Origin of the sequence: Fibrobacter sp. (assembly GCA_017503015.1) — a bacterium.
Taxonomy (GTDB): domain Bacteria; phylum Fibrobacterota; class Fibrobacteria; order Fibrobacterales; family Fibrobacteraceae; genus Fibrobacter.
This window is the reverse complement of the sequence record JAFVTX010000050.1, coordinates 1-20,204: the sequence shown is the minus strand read 5'-3', so window position 1 is coordinate 20,204 and position 20,204 is coordinate 1. Positions and strand designations below refer to the sequence as shown.

The 20,204-nt window shown below is 51.1% G+C and carries 15 protein-coding genes and 1 tRNA gene; 10 read left to right on the top strand and 6 right to left on the bottom strand.

Annotated features, from left to right (window positions below):
• Positions 1-8 precede the first annotated feature (8 nt).
• Positions 9-992 (bottom strand): histidine phosphatase family protein, encoded by a 984-nt coding sequence (locus IKB43_09110; GenBank protein ID MBR2470290.1) that lies wholly within the window; start codon positions 990-992, stop codon positions 9-11.
• 249 nt (positions 993-1,241) lie between these two features.
• On the opposite strand from IKB43_09110, the gene IKB43_09105 reads away from it, so the two are divergent.
• Positions 1,242-3,716 carry a glycogen/starch/alpha-glucan phosphorylase gene (locus tag IKB43_09105; protein MBR2470289.1) on the top strand — a complete coding sequence of 825 codons (2,475 nt, stop codon included), beginning with the start codon at positions 1,242-1,244 and terminating at the stop codon, positions 3,714-3,716.
• A 103-nt stretch (positions 3,717-3,819) separates the two neighbouring features.
• Here IKB43_09105 and IKB43_09100 read toward each other — a convergent pair whose 3' ends face one another.
• Positions 3,820-5,184 (bottom strand): ATP-binding protein, encoded by a 1,365-nt coding sequence (locus tag IKB43_09100; protein MBR2470288.1) that lies wholly within the window; start codon positions 5,182-5,184, stop codon positions 3,820-3,822.
• A 597-nt stretch (positions 5,185-5,781) separates the two neighbouring features.
• Here IKB43_09100 and IKB43_09095 point away from each other — a divergent pair.
• The 4 genes from IKB43_09095 to IKB43_09080 all read left to right on the top strand — a co-directional run bounded on the left by IKB43_09095 (position 5,782) and on the right by IKB43_09080 (position 8,996).
• The gene (locus tag IKB43_09095; GenBank protein ID MBR2470287.1) at positions 5,782-6,831 is read left to right on the top strand and encodes a serine protease; all 1,050 of its coding nucleotides are present in this window, start codon (positions 5,782-5,784) and stop codon (positions 6,829-6,831) included.
• Between the two features lie 2 nt (positions 6,832-6,833).
• Positions 6,834-7,331 carry a hypothetical protein gene (locus tag IKB43_09090; protein ID MBR2470286.1) on the top strand — a complete coding sequence of 166 codons (498 nt, stop codon included), beginning with the start codon at positions 6,834-6,836 and terminating at the stop codon, positions 7,329-7,331.
• Positions 7,332-7,575: 244 nt separating this feature from the next.
• Positions 7,576-7,935, top strand: coding sequence for a hypothetical protein (locus IKB43_09085; GenBank protein MBR2470285.1), 360 nt, complete (start codon positions 7,576-7,578; stop codon positions 7,933-7,935).
• A 113-nt stretch (positions 7,936-8,048) separates the two neighbouring features.
• Complete coding sequence (locus IKB43_09080) at positions 8,049-8,996, top strand: hypothetical protein (GenBank protein ID MBR2470284.1); 948 nt, start codon at positions 8,049-8,051, stop codon at positions 8,994-8,996.
• A gap of 172 nt (positions 8,997-9,168) precedes the next feature.
• Here IKB43_09080 and IKB43_09075 read toward each other — a convergent pair whose 3' ends face one another.
• Positions 9,169-10,143, bottom strand: a complete 975-nt coding sequence (locus tag IKB43_09075; GenBank protein MBR2470283.1) for a Gfo/Idh/MocA family oxidoreductase — start codon at positions 10,141-10,143, stop codon at positions 9,169-9,171.
• 100 nt (positions 10,144-10,243) lie between these two features.
• Positions 10,244-11,164: a cation transporter gene (locus IKB43_09070; protein ID MBR2470282.1), complete on the bottom strand. Its 921-nt coding sequence runs from the start codon at positions 11,162-11,164 to the stop codon at positions 10,244-10,246.
• Positions 11,165-11,336: 172 nt separating this feature from the next.
• Here IKB43_09070 and IKB43_09065 point away from each other — a divergent pair, with 172 nt between their 5' ends.
• Positions 11,337-12,590, top strand: a complete 1,254-nt coding sequence (locus tag IKB43_09065; GenBank protein ID MBR2470281.1) for an efflux RND transporter periplasmic adaptor subunit — start codon at positions 11,337-11,339, stop codon at positions 12,588-12,590.
• 89 nt (positions 12,591-12,679) lie between these two features.
• Here the strand turns inward: IKB43_09065 and IKB43_09060 are convergent, their stop codons facing one another.
• Positions 12,680-14,752, bottom strand: coding sequence for a transketolase (locus IKB43_09060; GenBank protein MBR2470280.1), 2,073 nt, complete (start codon positions 14,750-14,752; stop codon positions 12,680-12,682).
• Positions 14,753-14,842: 90 nt separating this feature from the next.
• Here IKB43_09060 and IKB43_09055 point away from each other — a divergent pair, with 90 nt between their 5' ends.
• The 3 genes from IKB43_09055 to gmk all read left to right on the top strand — a co-directional run bounded on the left by IKB43_09055 (position 14,843) and on the right by gmk (position 19,065).
• Positions 14,843-17,491, top strand: coding sequence for an NPCBM/NEW2 domain-containing protein (locus IKB43_09055; protein ID MBR2470279.1), 2,649 nt, complete (start codon positions 14,843-14,845; stop codon positions 17,489-17,491).
• Between the two features lie 108 nt (positions 17,492-17,599).
• The gene (locus IKB43_09050; protein ID MBR2470278.1) at positions 17,600-18,511 is read left to right on the top strand and encodes a glycosyltransferase family 2 protein; all 912 of its coding nucleotides are present in this window, start codon (positions 17,600-17,602) and stop codon (positions 18,509-18,511) included.
• The gene (gene gmk, locus IKB43_09045) at positions 18,508-19,065 is read left to right on the top strand and encodes a guanylate kinase (GenBank protein ID MBR2470277.1); all 558 of its coding nucleotides are present in this window, start codon (positions 18,508-18,510) and stop codon (positions 19,063-19,065) included. The genes IKB43_09050 and gmk overlap by 4 nt, the downstream gene beginning before the upstream one ends.
• 132 nt (positions 19,066-19,197) lie before the next feature.
• Here the strand turns inward: gmk and IKB43_09040 are convergent, their stop codons facing one another.
• Positions 19,198-19,884, bottom strand: coding sequence for a tetratricopeptide repeat protein (locus IKB43_09040; GenBank protein MBR2470276.1), 687 nt, complete (start codon positions 19,882-19,884; stop codon positions 19,198-19,200).
• A gap of 118 nt (positions 19,885-20,002) precedes the next feature.
• Here IKB43_09040 and IKB43_09035 point away from each other — a divergent pair.
• Positions 20,003-20,075, top strand: a tRNA-Thr gene (locus tag IKB43_09035).
• Positions 20,076-20,204: the final 129 nt, after the last annotated feature.

The window sequence follows — 20,204 nt, the reverse complement described above, 5'->3', positions numbered from 1 at the left end:
TTTTGATTCTATTTTACGTCCGTCGAATCGGTGGAAACAGACGTCGTCTGGCCCTGCATCATGAAGCCGATTTCCGTACCCCGAACAGGGTACAGTTCCACCTGACTATTCCCGTTAAGAACTACGGCAATTCCAGTCATGTAGTTTACCCAACGACGGCTCTTATAGTAATTCACATCTACAGTTCTGTTACTGGCATAGACTACCAGAGGCTCAATCAGGATATCATGTGTCACAAGGACGCTGACTCTTTTCCACTGATTCATATTGGCAACGATATTCTCCATGATGAATTGGTTTCCTCGCTCAAAAAAGTCATAGAAAAGAGGCTTCATCTGCTCGGCGTAATAATCCTCGCCATATGCATATGCTGAAATTATTTTCCAGCCACCACCCTTCTTCAACGCAAAGGCGTCCAAACTGTCCGAAGAAACGGTCAAGAAATAGCTTCCGTTCAGCAAATCGGCCTGGGTTTCCGTGACACTACCTGTTTCACCGCGACCCTTGGCGATATTATTACACGTTTCGCGAGTGCGGATAAAGTCTGTAGAAGCATAATAGAACGACTCATCACCACCTGCAAGTTTTTTTCCAAGATCAATCGCCTGCTGCACCCCTACTTCGGTCAAGGGAGATTCTTGCCCAAGGCCCGATTCACGTTCCGCATGGCGCAGCACGAAGGCTATCTTATAACTAGACGGAGCGGCCTTGTAGATATCGGCTACGTCGAAAAACCCATTGCTGTCGGCAACCACGGGCAGAGACCTTTCTGTGGTAATGGTGGCAGATATCAACGCTTCGCTTGTGGAAGATTGCTCGGTTCCTGCCCCGTCACCCGATTCTGTTCCCGAAGAAGATCCAGAAGTCTGTTCTGTATTCGGGTCTGCGGGAGATCCGCTTGAAGAATCGTCTCCGCAGGCAGTGGCCGAAATTAAAAAAACGGCAATGCAGGCAGCACTTAAAAACTTGATTGTATTTTTGCTCCAGTCCATAATTTCCTCGCGTTTATTTTCCTTAATTTAATTTTTTCTTGCATTTGCGGGAGGGCGTGAAGTGGCTGTGCCATTCGAAAGGGGCATGTGCCCCTTTTGAACGCAAAAAAGGCCGGTGAGCAGGGCGAACATCAGGCCTTTTTATAGCGCAAGGGCCCGACCCGCGAAGCGGGGCCCGCCCATATCCAGGCAAAGATTTCTAAATTTTCCCTCGTGAATTTTCAACCCTAAAACCATAGGCTTAATTTTATGGCAAAAGCATCTAAGAAGGCTGTAGAAGCCCCGGTTCTCGGAACCGACGCGGAATCCTTCCGCAAGGCGTTCACCGACCATATCAACCACACGCTGGCCCGCAGCATGGACACCGTCACCGACCATGAGAAGTTCCTGGCCGTGGCTTACGCCGTGCGCGACCGTCTGGTGGACCGCTGGATCAAGACCCAGGAGACTTATTACGAGAAGGACGTGAAGCGCGTCTATTACCTGTCCCTGGAATTCTTGATTGGCCGTACCCTCGGCAACTCCGTGCTGAACCTGGATGTGGAACAGGCCGTAGTAGAAGCCCTGGACGAACTGGGCATGACCCTGGAAGAACTCCGCGAGCAGGAAGTGGACGCGGGTCTCGGTAACGGCGGTCTCGGCCGCTTGGCCGCCTGCTTCCTGGATTCTATGGCCACTCTGGAATTGCCCGCCACCGGTATGGGCATCCGCTACGAATACGGTATGTTCAGCCAGAAGATCGTGAACGGCGAACAGGAAGAACAGCCCGACAACTGGCTGCGCCTGCCGAACCCCTGGGAAATCGCCCGCCCGGCCAACGCCATCAAGGTGCCCTTCTACGGTTACGTGGTGAGCTGGACCGACGAAAACGGCAAGCTCCGCAACCGCTGGGAAACCAAGGACTACGTGCTGGCCCTGCCGTACGACACTCCGATTCCGGGCTACAAGAACAACACCGTGAACAACCTGCGTCTCTGGAGCGCCAAATCGACGGACGACTTCGGTCTCAGCTACTTCAACAACGGCGACTACATCGCCGCCGTGCAGGACATGGAACTTTCCGAGACCATCTCCAAGGTGCTGTACCCCAACGATTCCTCCATGAACGGCAAGGAACTGCGCCTGAAGCAGCAGTACTTCCTGTGCTCCGCCTCCCTGCAGGATATCATCAAGCGTTTCAAGAAGCTCCACAAGAATGACTGGAAGAAGTTCCCCGAGAAGGTGGCGATCCAGCTGAACGACACCCACCCGGCAATTTCCATTGCCGAAATGATGCGTATCCTTCTGGACATCGAAGGTCTGGAATGGGACGAGGCCTGGGACATTGTGACCCACACCTTCGCCTACACGAACCACACCCTGATGCCGGAAGCTCTGGAAAAGTGGCCCGTCAGCCTGTTCGAGAACCTGCTGCCCCGCCACCTGCAGATCATCTACGAAATCAACGCCCGGTTCCTCCGCATGGTCAGCATGAAGTGGCCCGGCGACAACGACCGCCTTGCCCGCATGAGCCTTATCGAAGAAGGCGGCTGCAAGATGGTCCGCATGGCCTACCTCTCCATCGTGGGTTCCTTTGCCGTGAACGGCGTGGCCGCCCTCCACAGCGACCTGCTGAAGACCACCCTCTTCAAGGACTTCTACGAACTGTGGCCCGAAAAGTTCAACAACAAGACCAACGGCGTGACGCCGCGTCGCTGGGTCCGCAAGGCCAACCCCGCCATGTCCGAACTCATCACCAAGAAGATCGGTGACAGCTGGGTGAAGGACCTGGATGACCTGAAGAAGCTGGAAAAGTTCGCCAAGGACGCCGCCTTCCAGAAGGAATTCATGGCGGTCAAGAAGCAGAATAAGGAACGCCTGGCCAAGTACCTGAAGGAAACTCAGGGCGTGGACGTGGATACCAACACGTTCTTTGACGTACAGGTGAAGCGCATTCACGAATACAAGCGCCAGCTCCTGAACATCTTGCATGCCATCCACCTGTATATCCAGCTGAAGGACGGCAAGGAAATCATGCCCCGCACCATCATGATCGGCGGTAAGTCCGCTCCCGGTTACTGGATGGCCAAGCAGATTATCCGCCTTGCCAACGCCGTGGCCGCCATCATCGACGCCGACCCGGTCTGCAAGGGCAAGCTGAAGATGGTGTTCCTGGAAAACTACCGCGTGTCCTTCGCCGAGAAGATCATTCCGGCAGCAGACCTTTCCGAACAGATTTCTACCGCGGGCACCGAAGCCTCGGGTACCGGAAACATGAAGTTCGCCTTGAACGGCGCACTCACCATCGGTACGCTGGACGGCGCCAACGTGGAAATGAAGGAAGAAGTAGGCGACGAAAACATCTTCATCTTCGGCCTCACCGTTGAAGAAGTGACCGACTTGCTGGCCAAGGGTTACCGCCCCCGCGACTTCTACGAGAAGGACGACGACCTGCGCCGCGTTATCGACCTGATCGGTTCTGGCTTCTTCAGCCCCGACCGTCCGGAACTGTTCAAGCACATTGCAGACAAACTCCTGACTCACGACCCCTACATGCTCTGCGCCGACTTCCGCAGCTACGTAGATATGCAGGCCAAGGTGGCAAAGGAATACCAGAACAAGAAGGCCTGGGCCGAGAAGGCTATCCTCAACGTGGCTCGCATGGGCAAGTTCAGTTCCGACCGTACCATCAAGCAGTACGCCGAAGAAATCTGGAACGCCAAGCCCTGCAGCATCAAGCTGTAATCCTAATTGTCATCCCCGCAAAGGCGGGGATCTCCTTTACACAAAGTCCCGCGATGGTTCGCGGGATTTTTTTATATAAAGAACTTCTCCAGAGAAACCGTTTTTACAAGCAGATAGTCATATAGGGAGGGATGCAAATTGTTCCGTCTTCTTTTATGGAATATTTTTTCGGGTGGATAATGAACGACTTGGCAATTCTCTTTTTGTAAAGGCGATTGAAATCGGTCAATGAAGTCGTAGTGTAATTCTTGGACGACTTGACTTCAACGGGGACAACTTTGCCCCCCGCAGATCCCATATCACTCAGCAGGAAATCTATTTCCAAGTCGTTCCTATGCAAAATTGGATTATAACGTGTGTAAAAATACAGCTTATGCCCGTTAGCCACAAGCATCTGTGCAATCGCATTTTCATAAAGCATTTCCTTGTTTATCGCAAGCTTGTCATTCATAATCTGCTTGTAGAGTTGCTCGTTTGTGATTGTATTTTCGTTAAAAGCGAGCGAAAAAAGGAGTCCGGTATCGCCCATATAACACTTAATTGCAGAATCATCGCTGTTCAAAGCCATGCCCACATTTGGGTCGGAACATCTGAGACAGTTGTTTGTTATCATGGAATTGCCAAGCCACATAAAGGTATTCTCGTATGTGTTCTTGGTATTAATTCCATTCTTGATTTTTGACAAAGTCACTCGCTTTTCGTGTTTGGAGAGAAAAGCCGGAATCTGTTCAAAGGTTGAAAGAACCTTGGATCGGTAGGCCCCTTTGATTTTCTGAATATCCTTCTTGTATAGACTAATTATACTTCGCTTGCGTCGGTCACTATATTCAAAACTGAAGGAGTGTTCCAGATATTCCGCAATGGATTGTGGCATCCCGCCGATAAGCATATACAACTTAAATAACTGCATGGCGTCGTCGTGCAGACCCTGTTCCAACGGCTTACTGTCAAAAAAGCATTGCCGTATGTATTCACAAATGTTTGATTTTCCAAAGGCTGTGCAAAACTCCTCAAAATCCATCGGAAACATCTGGATGGACGTCTCTTCCGAAGGAATGGTTATATCCTTTACATTTTCGTTTATTGAAATGAGTGATCCTGTTTCTATATAATCAAACCGACCGTCTTTGACAAGTTTCTTGATGCTTTGGCGAGCCTTTGGGAATTTTTGCACTTCATCAAAAATGATTAAAGAATTCCGCGGATAAAGCGTCACTCCGTATGTGTAGGAGAGAACCGCGAAGAAATTGTTCAGGTCGTTCAACTTGTCGAAAGCCTTCTTGACAGATACTTCGCAATCGTTAAAATCGATGAGAATGTAGGATTTGTATTCTCTTTGTGCGAAAGTTTCCACGACGGTGCTTTTACCGACTCGACGGGCCCCTTCTATGAGAAGCGCTTCGTTACCCTGTGATTCCGCTTTCCATTGCAGCAGTTTTTGGTAAATCTTGCGTTCAAAGGTAATCATCTGGATGCCTCCATTTATGCAATATACTAAAATTTTGCCAAAAACGCAATGTATCAAGATTTAGATTTTTCCCAAAAACGCAAAGTACAAACATTACAAATATTACCAAAAGCGCAGAATAATCGCAAATTTCGCGTGTTTTTTGCAGGCCAGGCGTTGCGGGCTTGACCCGGAATCTCCCATAATCCTGTTTTTTTGCCATTTTCGGGGTATCCCCTTTCCATTTTCTTTATATATATTTCTAGTGACATATTGAATTAGAGTAGTACTCTTGTTCCCGTTGTGAAAAGTCTGGTAAACTTTGGTCTGTACACAAGTACGTAGCCGTTCAGGGTGAAGACGAACACTCACACCGATCGGGTGTGGGTCGTTGGGCGTATGCCCACGGTGAGTTTACGCTTACCGTTGTGCTTCTGAGCGGCAGGTTTACCAGAGCCTTCACAACAAAAGCCGAGCGACACCATACCTTTTTTTGTTTTCCAAGAAAAGATATGGCATCTTGTCATTGCGAACCCTGAATAGGGGTGAAGCAATCTCATTCGGCTTTCAGAACGAGACCGCTGCTCGCAGACTGCCTTTGGCAGAAAGGATCAGGGAATGAAGAAAACAACTCTTGCGCTGTTGTGCTTAATTTGCACACAATTCCTGTGGGCCGTTCCATCAAACAATACAACTTCACCGAATCCATCTGTAAAAACATTGTTTTTTAAAGACGCGGGAGTCTTCTATTATTCGGCCCGCGCTTATAGTTATACAGACGGTCGTTTCACGGGTTTGTCTGGAAAAATAAACGTTCAAGTAACGGATAAAAACCTGAATATGGAAGTTTTGTACAACAAAAAGAACAATCCGCGAACATATTCCTTGATTATTACGAATAAATCCGAAAGAATGGACCAAAACAACGAAAAAATTCTTGTTTATAAGGGGTATTATGCAAACGACACTACTCGTGCATCCGTTATCGTAGAATTTGGAGATGAATACGCATCCGTCACAAGAATGTACGATTCTCAATTATTCTTTGATTATATCGGAACATCCAATTCAGGAACAGGAAGTGGGTTTGCTATTAATTCAAACATTATTGTCACTAATCAGCATGTAGTTAACGGTAACGAGTTTCTTTATGCCTTAAAAGATGAGCTTGATACAAACTTTATAGATCTTGAGGTCATTTATCAAGATGTCGCCCTTGATTTGGCAATTCTTCGGTCAACAAAGAAATTAACGGCTTGCGCTATTGACCGAAAAATTTATGACATCGGAGAAGATGTGGTTGCGTACGGATATCCACAAACAAGCGTCCAAGGACAAAGTTTGAAGGCCACAAAGGGAATAATTTCTTCGAGGAAAGGGTTGAGGGACGATGTAAAATCGTATCAAATAGACGCTGCCATCCAACCGGGCAATTCAGGGGGGCCTTTAATCAGAGGCGATAAAGTTATCGGCATTATAGTTGCTTCTCTAAGACCATCTAAAGATGTTACATCTCAAAATGTGAATTACGCCATAAAAAGCAATTTCCTAGGAGCCGTTCTTGATGTGTTGAAAATAGAAAACAACGGAAAAGCCGAGCCTAAAGATTGCACGTACTTTATTCATTCTGTAGATGAAAAAGATATGGAAGAATATATAAGACAGTAATTTTGGAGAAGAATGTTTTCGCAAACAAAGGAAAAAATATGACATATAGACAATTAATGGTTATTATTACTACGGCACTATTTTGTTCTATGTCTATTGACGCTTTTGCGGCCAGAATACCTACAAAATTGATTGAAAAAACTTTTAAGGGGGCGGAAAAAGCATCAAGAGCGCATAATTGGTACCCTGCATATGGAACGGCTAGAGTGGGGTATCTCTATCAAAGAAACAATTCATTAAACGACGATTCCTTAGAAAATAATCGATACGAGAACTCAAGAATACGCAACAGGAAACTTATTTACGAAGAATTCTTAAACGAAGAATCTTTCTATAGACATAGGAATGCTTATGCCATTGACTCCGTATTTGAAGAATCTTTTAAAAAATACGAAGAGTTTTTGAAAAACAACAATCAACTCCAAAGAGTTGATTCTCTCAGAATTATCGAATATTATAACATAAACTTTAGCATTGATTCTCCGCAAAACTCACAATAACACATCATCGACAAAGACGCCTAATACACCCACAGTGAACACTGAAAAACAGGAATCTGTATTATTTAGTGATGAAAGTTTAATAATGATGATAGCAGGTATAATAGCCATTATCGCAATAATAATTGGATTAAAACACTCAAAAAGGTTTCCACGAAAATAATTAATCGATCCAACAAAAGTCAGCACATATGCGATTATTTCATTAGACAACGAAAATTCAATAGAACAGCGAGGAAAAATAATGAAAAGAATAATTATTTCATTTTTACTGTTGAGTATCAACCTATTTGCAGCCGAAGATTGTGGCGTCAATATCTACAATACGGCAACAGGAAAGTTACACAAAAAATTTTTGAATGGAAATTATGTTCATCCGAAAAACAAGAACATAGTTCAAAAAAGATGTACAACCCAGATCAGAAAAAACGAATTTGACATAAATTCATTTGACGTCATTGCAGAGTGTATGTTTGAAGAGGGTGACAAATTATTCATTCGATCAACGCACGAATATGATGACGCAGGTAATTATGAAAATGGATTTATTGCCACATACAGTTACAATATGTTTGCTTATGAAATACTATGTGAAAACAAATAAATTTTTTTCGTTAAAAATTCTCTAGTACTGCTTTTTCTAAAAAATCAACCTATATTCTTTTAAGATATTAGCCTCAAAACGAACTTCAGTCTATTTGGTAAAGGAGTCTCAAAATGGACAAACTTGAATATTTGGCTTTAATGCTCAATCAACGAACAAATGGGAAAAAATACGAGAATTTCGTAATCAACGCAATATATGCTAGGATTGCTAATCTGGAGCTAATTCCAGAAACGCAAAAATATGTAAAAAATCCAAATTATCCTGATTCGGATAATAAGAAATATTATTTATTGGATCTTTATTTTCCTCAATTAAATTATGGTATAGAAGTTGATGAGCCGGTGCATGAAAAACAATCAAATCAGGAATTAGATGCCAATAGAGCAAACGATATTCTAGATGCGGTTAATTGTAAAATAGGCAGAATAAAAATTGGTAAAGATGAAAAGACCTTAAAAACAATTGAAAATATAGACGCACAGATTAACAACGAGGTCAAAAAAATCAAGAAACTAATTGAAGAATACGAAAAGAAAAATAAATTATCCTGGAAGGACGAAGAAACACGAAAAGAGGAAACTATTTCAAAAGGTGTATTTGATTTAAATGACTGCATTACATATAAGGGAATAACAGAAATATACAACATCGTTGGTCATTCTGTTGAAAATCTTGGCAGAGGCTTCGTCAAACTAAACAATTCTTACATGTTATGGTGTCCGTATTTGGCAATACAATTAGATGATGGGGCCGTGATAACAAGAAATGGCTGGAAAAACATATTAAACGAAGATAGAACCATCATAGAAGAAATTCCAAAGGATATGGAAAAATGTAATACCAAAAACATTCCAGATGGACCATGGAACGAAAAAGGCATGAAAAGAATTGTGTTCATGCATGTCCGAAATAATTTTGGAATAGATGAAGTTCGTTTTCTTGGCGTTTTTGAGGCAGTCCGTTTGGACACTATCAAAAAAGGACCAGACAAGGGAAAGCAAAAACGAACATACAAACGAGTCAAAACTAGTGTTAAAATAAAAGATCTAATACCATAAAAAATGTAAGCCAGGAGTTGCGGGCTGGCGTCTGAAGCCCGCTAGAAGGGGTAGCGGAAGCCCCGCCTGGGTGGGTGTAAAAAGGAGAAGCCCGCCTACGCGGGCTTGACACTAAGGGTGGGGCGGGGCTGAAGCGAGGGGAAGCCTTTCCCCTTTCACTCAATCAAAAAAATCACACCCCACAGCACAGTCTAACGCAATCCGCGGCGTTCTGGGCGGCACGCCTGCCCCACTCCCCGCAGGCACCAGCCAGCAATTTCAAGAAGAACCGGTGTTCGTTGTCCAGGGAATCGGGCACGTGGGCGATTTCGCCTTCCGGCGTGTACCGGGCAAGGCTTACCGTATAGTTCGATGACGGCAATTCGCCATTCCGGGCAAAATTCACCGTGATGTTTCGAAGATCCGTAGCACTTTCACGGTCAACGACAAAATCCGCAGAGGCTCCGGCGAAAGGCCCGCTCACCACCTTCAGTTTCGCCTGGGCGTAGTTTCCGTCGGGCGATTCATTCCTGCTTTCAACACGGACATCGCCATAGGGAAACATGGTAAGGAACATGCTCAGGTCGTGAACAAGCAAGTCCAGCATCACGCTTACATCGCGACAGCGGCTGGAGTACCGGTGTTCGCGCCTAAATTCCAGATGCACGCCCCGGCACGGTTCATTACCAGCCTTATCGCAGCCGTGCCCGTCCATCGCGGCGATTCCTCCCGCCGCAAAGCCGGCCCCGCCATCAGCACGTCTCTCGTTCAGTTCCGCCAAAAAGTGCTTGCGGAAGTTCAGGAAGATGGGGTTGAAGCACTCCGACTGGGCCACAAACAGGGTAGTCCCCGACGCCGTAGCCATGTCCACCAGTTCTTGGGCCTGTTCGGTGGTAGTGGCCAGAGGCTTTTCCACAAAGACGGGGATTCGCCTCTCCAGAAAGAATTTTGCGTAGCGGTAGTGGGTTGTGGCCGGGGATGCCACGACAGCGAAATCCACCCCCGCCTCGACCGCGTTTTCAAGATTTAATTTATCTGCAATTCCATCAAATTCGGCTTGAGTGTCAGCCACAGCCACAAAATTGACACCGCAAGCCTCGAAACGGCCACGATGGCGGCCGCCCATAGTTCCGTTGCCTACAAGGAATGCCTTATATTCGTTCTTCAATTTCTTTCTCTTCTAGATTCCGGGTCAAGCCCGGAATGACGTTGAACCCATGACGTTGATATATGCCGTTTGACGTTAAGCCCGTGCTGTTAAACTTTTGCTATTCCATCTCTTCCGATTTGCCTGCGCGGGCGGGGTCGTAGGGGTCCACGTGCACCAGGGCGTCCACCACGTTCTCGTCGGCCTGGATCAGCAGCTGCTCCACCTCTTCGGCCACGTCGTGAGCCTCCAGCAGGCTCATCTGGGCATCCACCACGATATGCAGGTCCACATGCAGGTCGCTGCCTACATAGCGGGTGCGGAACCCGTGGACGCTCATCACCTTCGAATGCCCGAGGGCGATTTCCAGAAGTTTCTTGGCCACCTGTTCGCTTGCCCCCTGGTCCACCAGCTGCCTTGCCCCCGGAGAAGCAATCTCGTAGGCCGAACGCAGCACAAAGAAGGCCACGATCAAGGCGCCCACCGCATCGGCAAACCAGAGTTGCGGAAACACCAGCAAAATGACCACCGCGATAAGCACCGGGATAGAACTGAAGGCATCGCTACGGTGGTGCCAGGCGTTTGCTTCCAGGGCCTGGCTTCGAATCTTGCGACCTTCGGCACGGGTATAACGGAAGAGAATTTCCTTGATGACAATGGAGGCCAGCGCCATCACCGCCACCACGGTTTCGGGGTGCGAACCCTCCCCCTGCAAAAGGGTCTGGACCGCCTTGTAACCGAGCCCCACGCCCACGGCGGCCACCGAAAGCCCGATGCCCAGGGTCACGAGAGTTTCGAAACGCCTATGTCCGTAAGGGTGTTCCGCATCGGGAGGCAAATTCCAGAAATGGCTCCCCACGATAACCGCGATGTCCGTCACAAAGTCAGAGGCACTGTGGATGGCGTCTGCCACCAGGGCCTGGGACCCGCCGAAAAAACCGGCCAGGAACTTGAGCACCGTCAAAGCAGCGTTCCAGCCAAGCCCCACCCACGTCACGCGGCGGACTTCGGCACTGTCATCTTTTTTTACGATACGGGTCATGGTTAGGGGCTAGGATCTAGGGGTTAGAAGTTGTAGGTTGTAGGCTTTAGGTTTGCTGGAGACAAGACGCTTCAATGGTAGGTGGTAATATAAAAAATGCAACGGATTGCGGTTCCGGGGCATCAAAGTTTGTGTTAGTAACGAGAATACTTTTTATTTTTGCAACCGACCCATGAAGAAACTGCTGAAGATACTCGTCGTTCTCCTTGTGCTTGCGGCCATTGCCGTAGGCGTGAAGTTCTTTTTCTTCAGAAATTCTGCGGCAAGCGAAGTAGGCGTCCCTGTCAGCGCCCCCGTGACCAAGCTGACCCTTTCCACAGTCATCTCCGCCACCGGCACCCTGGAGCCCGTGGACCAGGTGGAAGTGGGCACCCAGGTTTCAGGCGACATCGCCGAAATTTTCGTGGACTTCAATTCCAAAGTCAAAAAAGGCCAGGTCATCGCGGAACTGGACAAGTCCAAATTGCAGTCCACCTTGAACCAGGCAGAAATCGCCCTCCATTCCGCCGAAATCGACTACCAGTACAAGGCCAACACCTACCAGAGAATTTTGGCACTGTCTCAGTCCAACAGCGCCAGCGCCGTTGACCTGGAGCAGGCCGAATACAACATGAACGCCGCCAAGTACGCCCTGGAGCGCAGCCAAAACGACGTGGCCCAGGCCAAGCTGAACCTGAGCTACGCCACCATCAAGAGTCCCATCGACGGCGTGGTGCTGAAGCGGGCCGTAGATGTAGGCCAGACCGTAGCCGCCTCCATGAGCACGCCCACCCTGTTCGTCATCGCAAAAGACCTGAAGCAGATGGAGGTCATGGCCGACGTAGATGAAGCGGACATCGGCTCGGTGAAAAAAGGCCAGAAGGTCACCTTCACCGTAGATGCCTTCCAGAACGAAACCTTTACGGGCAAGGTGCAAGAAGTCCGCCTGAGCCCCACCACCACAAGCAACGTGGTCACCTACACGGTGGTCATCAACGCCAAGAACCCGAAACTCAAGCTTCTACCCGGCATGACGGCCACCTGCACCATCGTCACCAAAGAAGTGAAAAACGCCCTCACCATTCCGGTAAAGGCCCTGAAGTTCAACCCTGCTGGCGGCACCGCCTTTGCAAAGCCCGAAGGACTGCCGCCCCCGCCAGACGCGGCCGCAGGCGGATTCCCAGGAGCCTCGCAAAAAGGCGCAAAGAAAGGGACAAACCGCCCGCCCAAACAGGACGGCGACAAAGTCTGGATAAACCTGAACGGCAAACTGGTTCCCCACCCCGTCACCACCGGCCTTAACGACGGCGTGAACGTGCAAATCCTTGCAGGCCTAGAGCTGGGCGATTCCGTAGTCGTGAGTCAAGAAGCCCGTGCCGTCGGCCCCTCCGAAAAAAGCGGGGGCAGCCCCTTTATGCCAAGCCCGCCGGGCAAAAAGAAAAAGTAATCGCTCATTGTCATTCCTGGCTTGACCAGGAATCGCCGAACCGATGTAATGGAGATGCCCGCTCAAGGCGGGCATGACAAGAGTAGCCTTTAGTTCTTAGCCTTAAAATCTGCCACGTTCTGGGCGAATTCTGCCAGGTATTCCTTGGCGGCCTTGACCACGGCCTCGGGCACGTAGCCGAATTCCTTCTCCAGCACGCCGGCCGGAGCGGAAGCGCCAAAGCGTTCCAGACCGCAAGCCTTGCCGAAGCCGCCCACCACACGGTCGAACAGCACCGGGAGGCCGCTGCTCAGGGCAAACACCGGAGTCCAGGGCACCAAAATCTTGTCGCGGAAATCCTTGGGCTGGGAGAGGAACAGGGCCGGGCTAATCATGGAAACCACGCGGACCTTCTTGCCTTCGCCGCGGAGGACTTCGGCGGCTTCGTGTTCCAGCAGCACGTCGGAGCCGTTGGCCACCAGGGTCAGATCCGGCTTTTCGCCGGCGGCGGTGTTGTCGCTTACAATGTAGGCACCCTTACGGCAGGCCTTGGCGGCTTCGTAGCGATTTTCGCCGGGGAGGCTCTTCACCACCTGACGGGTCAGAATGAGAGCCGTGGGGCTGTCGTTGTTCTCAAAAGCCATTTCCCAAGCCGCCAGAGTCTCGAAGGCATCTGCCGGACGGAGCACCAGCATCTCGGACTTGCCATTTTCTTTCTTGAGGTCTTCCAGCAGGCGGATTTGAGTTTCGTGCTCTATAGGCTGGTGCGTGGGGCCGTCTTCGCCCACGCGGAAACTGTCGTGAGTAAACACGTACTTCACGGGGAGTCCCATGAGAGCCGCCATACGGATGGCAGGCTTCATGAAGTCGCTGAACACAAAGAAGGTGGCACAAATCGGGTAGAGCCCGCCATGCAGGGCGATACCGTTACAGATGGCGCCCATGGTCAGTTCCGCCACGCCCACCTGCACAAAGGCCCCCTTGAAATCGTTCGGGCGGAAAATACCCGTCTTGTTGAGGAAGGCCTGGGTGTTGTCGGAGTTGGAAAGGTCTGCGGAACTGCAAATGATGTTGTGGTAATTTTCGGCCAGGTAGCCCAGCACCGTACCGCTGGTAACGCGGGTAGCCACGCCTTCCTTAATGGGAAGCTTGGAAAGGTCCAACTTGGGAGCCTTGCCCGAGAGCCATTCGTTCAGAGTGGCGGACTTTTCAGCGTTAGCCTTGTCCCATTCGGCCTTCTGCTTTTTCCATTCGGCGGCGATACCGCGAAGTTCCTGCTTACGAGCTTCGAAGCCGGCCTTCACGTCGTCGAAAATCTGGAACGGATCTTCGGGGTTGCCACCCAGGTTCTTAACGGTGGCTTCGGTAGATGCTCCGGCAGCATTCAGAGGCTGGCCGTGAGTGCTGACCTCGCCCTCGTAGCTACGGCCATCTTCGGCAACGGCGCCCTTGGCCATAGTGGTGTGGCCGTAAACGAGCACCGGGCGCTCCTTCTCTGCCCAAGCCGCCGTGAAGGCCTTGCGGAGTTCGGCGATGTTGCTGCCGTCGCATTCGATAACGCGGAATCCCCAGGATTCATACTGGGCCACAAAGTCGTGGCTCATGACCTCTTCGGTCTTGCAGCTCAACTGCACCTGGTTCGCGTCGTAGAAGAAAATCAAATTAGAAAGCTTGAGGTGGCCGGCGATACGGCCCACGCCGTAAGCGATTTCCTCTTCGAGGCCACCGTCAGAAACCAGGCACACCGTCTTGTGTTCCAAGATAGAGCCGAAACGTTCCACCATGAAGCGTTCCGCAATGGCTGCACCCAGGGCGATGCCGTGACCAATGCCGAGAGGGCCCGAAGAATTCTCGATACCGAGAGCCACATCTACCTCGGGGTGGCCCGGCGTGCGGGAACCCAGCTGGCGGAAATTCTTGATGTCGTCCATGGTGAGCCGACCCACCAGGGCCAGTTCGGAATAGAGGAGCGGGCTCATGTGGCCGGGGTCCATAAAGAACCGGTCGCGGGCCATCCAGTTCGGATCGTCGGGGTCGAAGCGCAAGAACTCGGAATAGAGAAGCGTTATGGCGTCGGCAGCTCCCATGGCGCCACCCGGGTGACCGGACTTGGCCTTTTGGACCATGGCGGCGGAAAGGATACGGACATTGTCTGCGGCTTTGGTAACTAATGAGTCTTGCACGACGGGCCTCTTTGGGTATAATTTTTGCGCCCCAAATCTAGTTTTTTTGGGCCTTTTTCTCAAGGTATTCTAGGGCCGCAGAGCCCCTATATGAGAAAAAATTATATTTGCGTAAATTCAAAAAAAGAACCCCGAAATTTTTCGAACAACATGAAAAACTTTATTTCGTTGCTACTCAAGAACTTACTGCACCCCGCGGGAATTATCGGGCTCGTTATAGCCCTGGCCATTCCCTTCCTTATCTACCTGGGCCCTAACGTGGGCCACAAGGACACCATCCGCATTTTGGACCTGAACCTGCCCCTTCCCCTCTTTATGGTGCAGCTGGTGGCAGGCATCGCCCTGTTTGTCTCCCTGAACAAGGACTTTCGTGAATGGCTGAAGGGAATCCTCCCCGAAAAGCCCATCGCCCTTGCCGCCCTGATTTCGGCCATCGCCATCGCCGTCTTCGCCGGCACCCAGATAGAGGCCCGTCACAGGGTCCAGAGCGACGAAAGCGTGTTCATGTCGGTGGCCCAGAACATGTACCTCAATCACCAATCCGGCACTTGCAACCAGGGCGAATTCGAGAACGGCATGCTGAACTGCACCAACAAGAGCAACAGCTTCAAGACCAAGGGACTTGCGTTCCTCTACACGTTGGGCATGCCCCTGCTGGGAAACGACCTGCACTGGATTTTCAAGGGCGAACTGCTGATGCTACCGCTCACCTTCCTCTTGATGTTCCTCGCCATCGTGGCCTGGACAAGGCAGCCCCTGCTGGCGTTCTTTGCAGCCCTACTCATGGCGCTACAGCCTACGGTACTTTTCCAATTCCGTGCCATGTCGGTAGAACCCCTGTACATTTTCCTTTCGGCCCTTTCCCTGCTGGTGTTCCGCTGGGCCTTTGACCGCAACACTGTCCGGCACTGGGCGCTCCTCGCCCTCACCCTCGCCTTCTTTGCCCAGACCCGCCAAGAGACGGTTTTCTGCCTGCTGCCCTTTATCCTGTTTGCCCTACCAAAAATGCTGGACAAGAAAGATTTCAAGGCTCCCGTCTTTTTCGTACTCCTCTCCCTGTTCTCGGTACCGGCACTGCTCACCATCAGTTATTTCCAGGGATTCGGATTCCAGGGCGGTGAATTTTCCGCCCACGGTCATTTTTTCGAGGACCTGGTGAACAACTGGAAAGTCATGACCAAACCCCTGAACGACAAGGGCGAACTGGTGAATCCCTTCCTCACCTATTTCAACTGGCTGTTCCTTGCAGGGCTTTTGTACCTGATTTACCGCGCCGTCATGGATTTCCGCAAGGGCAACAAGTTCTATCTGGAAGTTCTCGTATTCCTCGCCCTGTACCATATTCAGACCTACATGATTTTGGAAAACGTGTCCGGCGACTTCGGCATCGAAATCAACCAGCGCTACAGCCTGGTGATGATTCCCAGCATGGCTTTTTTGGCGGCCCTGCCGGTAGCCCACCTGATTGAATATTTCGGTACCGATTCCAAGACCAAAAAACAGACCTCGGCGGTGCTGGTACTGGGACTCCTCTTTACGCTTCTCTTTGCGGGCTGGACTTTCCATTACAAGCCGGACTTCAACCGTAACGTTATGTACAACCGGAACCACCTGACCACCGAGGAGCAGGAAATCTGGAAATGGCTGAACGAACAGCAGCCCACGAACAAGCTGTTCATCTACGGCAGGCCCTGGCACTTTATCGCCTACGGCGTATCCGCCTACCACTACGACAAGGTCCGCCAGATGAACGACGGCAAGATTAAGGAACTGCTGGACAAGTACAACGGCGAGGTCTATTACATCCGCGGCCTGGACTGCTGGGATAGCCAGACCTACCACAAGAAGGCGGTGGAACACCGTATTGCCACCACCTGCGACGTGTTTGAACGGGAAATGGACCTGGAAGGGGTCAAGAACGTATTGATCACCAACAACTACTGGGTGCAGATTGCAAAGTTCAACGGACGCAAGAACTACGACCCCACAAACATCATCCAGGTTTCCGAACCTACGAGAGGTGTGGTCGTAAGGGGAAATGACAATGCCACCTTAACCACAGGCGACAGCGCTGCGATAAATCCAAGCGGATCCCCGCTACTCCTGAATTTCAAGCTGAAGGAACAGAGGGGCGCTCCCAAAAACTGGGCTCTCCGGATTGTGCACGACAGGGTGCTACTGAAGGATACCGTCTTCGTTCCCGGAGAATACAACATCTTGGTGGGTTACGACAAGTTGCAGCCCGGCTACAACACCTTCCGCTACATCGTCCTGGACGGAAACAAGGTCCTGGCCCAGGTGAACAAGACCTTCTTCAACGAAGGGAACGGTGTCAAGAAGCTGACAGATTTACAGCCCGAATCCCACAAGCAAGAATGGGGCAACATAGGCGTGAACAAGAGCATCGAAGGCAAGCCCCTGACTATCAACGGACAGGTCTTTGAAAACGGGATCGCCACCCACGCCGCCTCAGAGACCGTCTATGGTCTTGCGGCCGCATTCAAGACCTTCCGCGCGGGAGTTGGCCTGGACGATGAATCCCTCTGCAGCGAAGGCGTGTCCGTACAGGTGCTGGGCGACGGCAACGTGCTTGCCGAAACGCCGGTGTTCAAGGCCGGGAGTCTCCACACCCTGACCGCAAACATCGAAGGGGTGCAGAAACTCACCCTCAAGACGATGGCCAAGGGAAGCATCGACTGCAGCCACGTGGACTTCGTGAATCCGGTGCTGATACCGTAAGCGGCCTCGACGCAGTTCCAAGTTATTAATCGCTAGAATGTTTTTTCAGCATCTCTAGTAACTAGAAACTAGCCCACAGGGCGTAACTCTTATTACTATATTACTCGTATGCTCCTGTCCGTCATCATCCCCGTCTATAACGAAGAAGAAATCGTTGCCGAAACCTACCGGGTTCTGGAAGAAGAACTCAAGGAAATCGAGCACGAACTGATTTTCGTGAACGACGGTTCCAAGGACCGCACCCGGGAAATCCTGGAAGGGCTGATTCCTGCAGGGTCCGCCAACAAGTTGGTGAACTTCAGCCGAAATTTCGGGCACCAAGCCGCTTTCAGCGCCGGGCTGGACCATGCCCAAGGTGATGCGGTAGTGATTATCGACGGAGACCTGCAGGACCCTCCCGCCCTCATCCACGAGATGCTCGAGAAATGGCGTGAAGGCTACCAGGTGGTTTACGCACAACGTAACAAACGCAAGGGCGAGACCATATTCAAGCGTTTTTCCGCCTACTGCTTCTACAGGCTCATCGGCAAGCTCACCAACATCGAGATTCCTCCCGACACCGGGGATTTCCGCCTGATGGACCGCTGCGTTGTCGATCAGCTGAAAAACCTGCCGGAACGGAGCCGTTTCTTGCGCGGGCTGGTGTGCTGGGTAGGTTTCAAGAAGATCGGCGTCAAGTACGACCGGGCCGAACGTACTGCCGGTTCGTCCAAATACCCACTGCGTAAGATGCTCCACCTAGCTGGGGACGGCATCACCGGATTCAGTTCCGCCCCGCTGAAAGTCAGTTTCTACATCGGACTGTTCGCCACCCTCGTTGCCTTCGGCGTTTTCGTCTGGTCCATCCTGGAAAAAATCCTCTCCCCCGCCACCACAGTGCCGGGCTGGGCATCCCTCATGACGGCCATCGTGTTCTTTGCCGGAGTGCAGCTCATTTCCATTGGAATCTTGGGCGAATACATCGGCCGCATCTATGACGAAGTCAAGCAGAGACCGTTGTATATTGAGGATAAAAAATGAAATCCAAGCTGTTCGTGATGAGCGCCGCCAGCGGCGCAGGCAAGACCACCCTGAAGGACAAGGTCATCGGGGAGTTCCCCGACATCGTGTATTCCATTTCCGCCACCACCCGCGCCCCCCGCGAGGGCGAAGTGAACGGGGTCCACTACTTTTTCAAGACCAAGGAAGAGTTCGAACAGATGATCAAGGACGACGCCCTGGTGGAATACAACCTGGTCCACGGGAACTACTACGGCACGCCCAAGAGTTTTGTAGAAGACATGCTCAAGCAGGGCAAGCGGGTTCTCTTTGACCTGGACGTTTTCGGCAAGGTGAACTTCGACAAGGTCTATCCCGACGCCACGGGCATCTTGATTTTGCCGCCCAGCGAACAGGAACTGGAACGCAGGCTCCGGGGTCGCGGTACCGATTCCGAAGAGGTCATCCAGACCCGACTCCACAACGCCAAGAAAGAGATGGAGTTCGCGAAGACCAAGGGCAAGTACGAATACACCATCGTGAACGACGACCTGGAACGTGCGGCGGACGAGCTCAGGGCCATACTGAAGGAATAAATTCTTCGGGCCTGGATCCTTCGCCACATACGTGGCTCAGGATGACAAGTGAACTCTGCCTGGGGGGCGTCATAAAGGAGATGCCCGCACGGTGGCGGGCATGACAATTACACTGAATGAACCGTTTCGGAACTACAGGGAAGCCAGGAACTTCTGGGCCTTGTCGGCGTAGTTCTGGTTGTCGCCGTAGACTTCCAGCAGGCGTTCGGCGGTGTTCTTGGCCTTGGCGTCAAGACCCTGCTGCTGATAGACCAGCGTAAGCTTCCACATGGCGTCGGCCACCATGGGGGCCTCGTCCACAGGTTCTTCTTTCTGGAAGCGGTCTTCCTTGTCGCCGGTGCGCTTGCCGAACTCGCTCACATACTTTTCCAGCAGGTTGGCGGCAGCGGCGTAGTCTTCTTTTTCCATCTTCACGGAGGCAAGACCGTGGAGGGCGGCAGAGCGGACCAGCACCACAGAACCGGCGTTGTCCAAAGACTTCTGGAACATGGCGGCGGCACCGTCCAGGTCACCCTTTTCGTACTTGATGTTGCCCGCATAGAGGCATGCCTTGGCAAGAGCCAGGCCTTCCAGGGAACGGCTGTTAATCTTGGATTCGAATTCGGCCAGGGCGTTGTCCTTATCGTTTGCGTAGAGCATGGTCATACCCGCGCCCAAAAGTTCCGTCTGTTCGGCGGAGGCGGCCTTGCGGGAATCCCTCAGCTGGACCACGCCCGCCACTACGACGAGGATGACCACCAGGGCCACCACGACCTTGGTGCCGTGATGGACAAAAAATTCCTTGATTTCAGAGTTGTTCGCATTTGCTTCGTTAGCCATAATATGCATCCATTTTGAAATTTTGTGAGCAATCATAGAAAAATTCGGGAATCTTGCCAACCGAAACAGCCCCGATATTGACAAAAAAAGGCCCTGTTGCTATCTTTGAGCCCGCAACGCCACTCTAGCTCAGCTGGTAGAGCAGCTGATTCGTAATCAGCAGGTCGGCAGTTCAAATCTGCTGGGTGGCTCGAAAGTCCCGCTTTCTGAAAGAAAGCGGGATTTTTTATACCCGAGGCTGCCTGCGGGGCGATTCCGGCAAGAGGGGGTGGTGAGCAACAAGCGCAAGCGCGTGCGAGCCAGGGGGATACCTCCCCCTC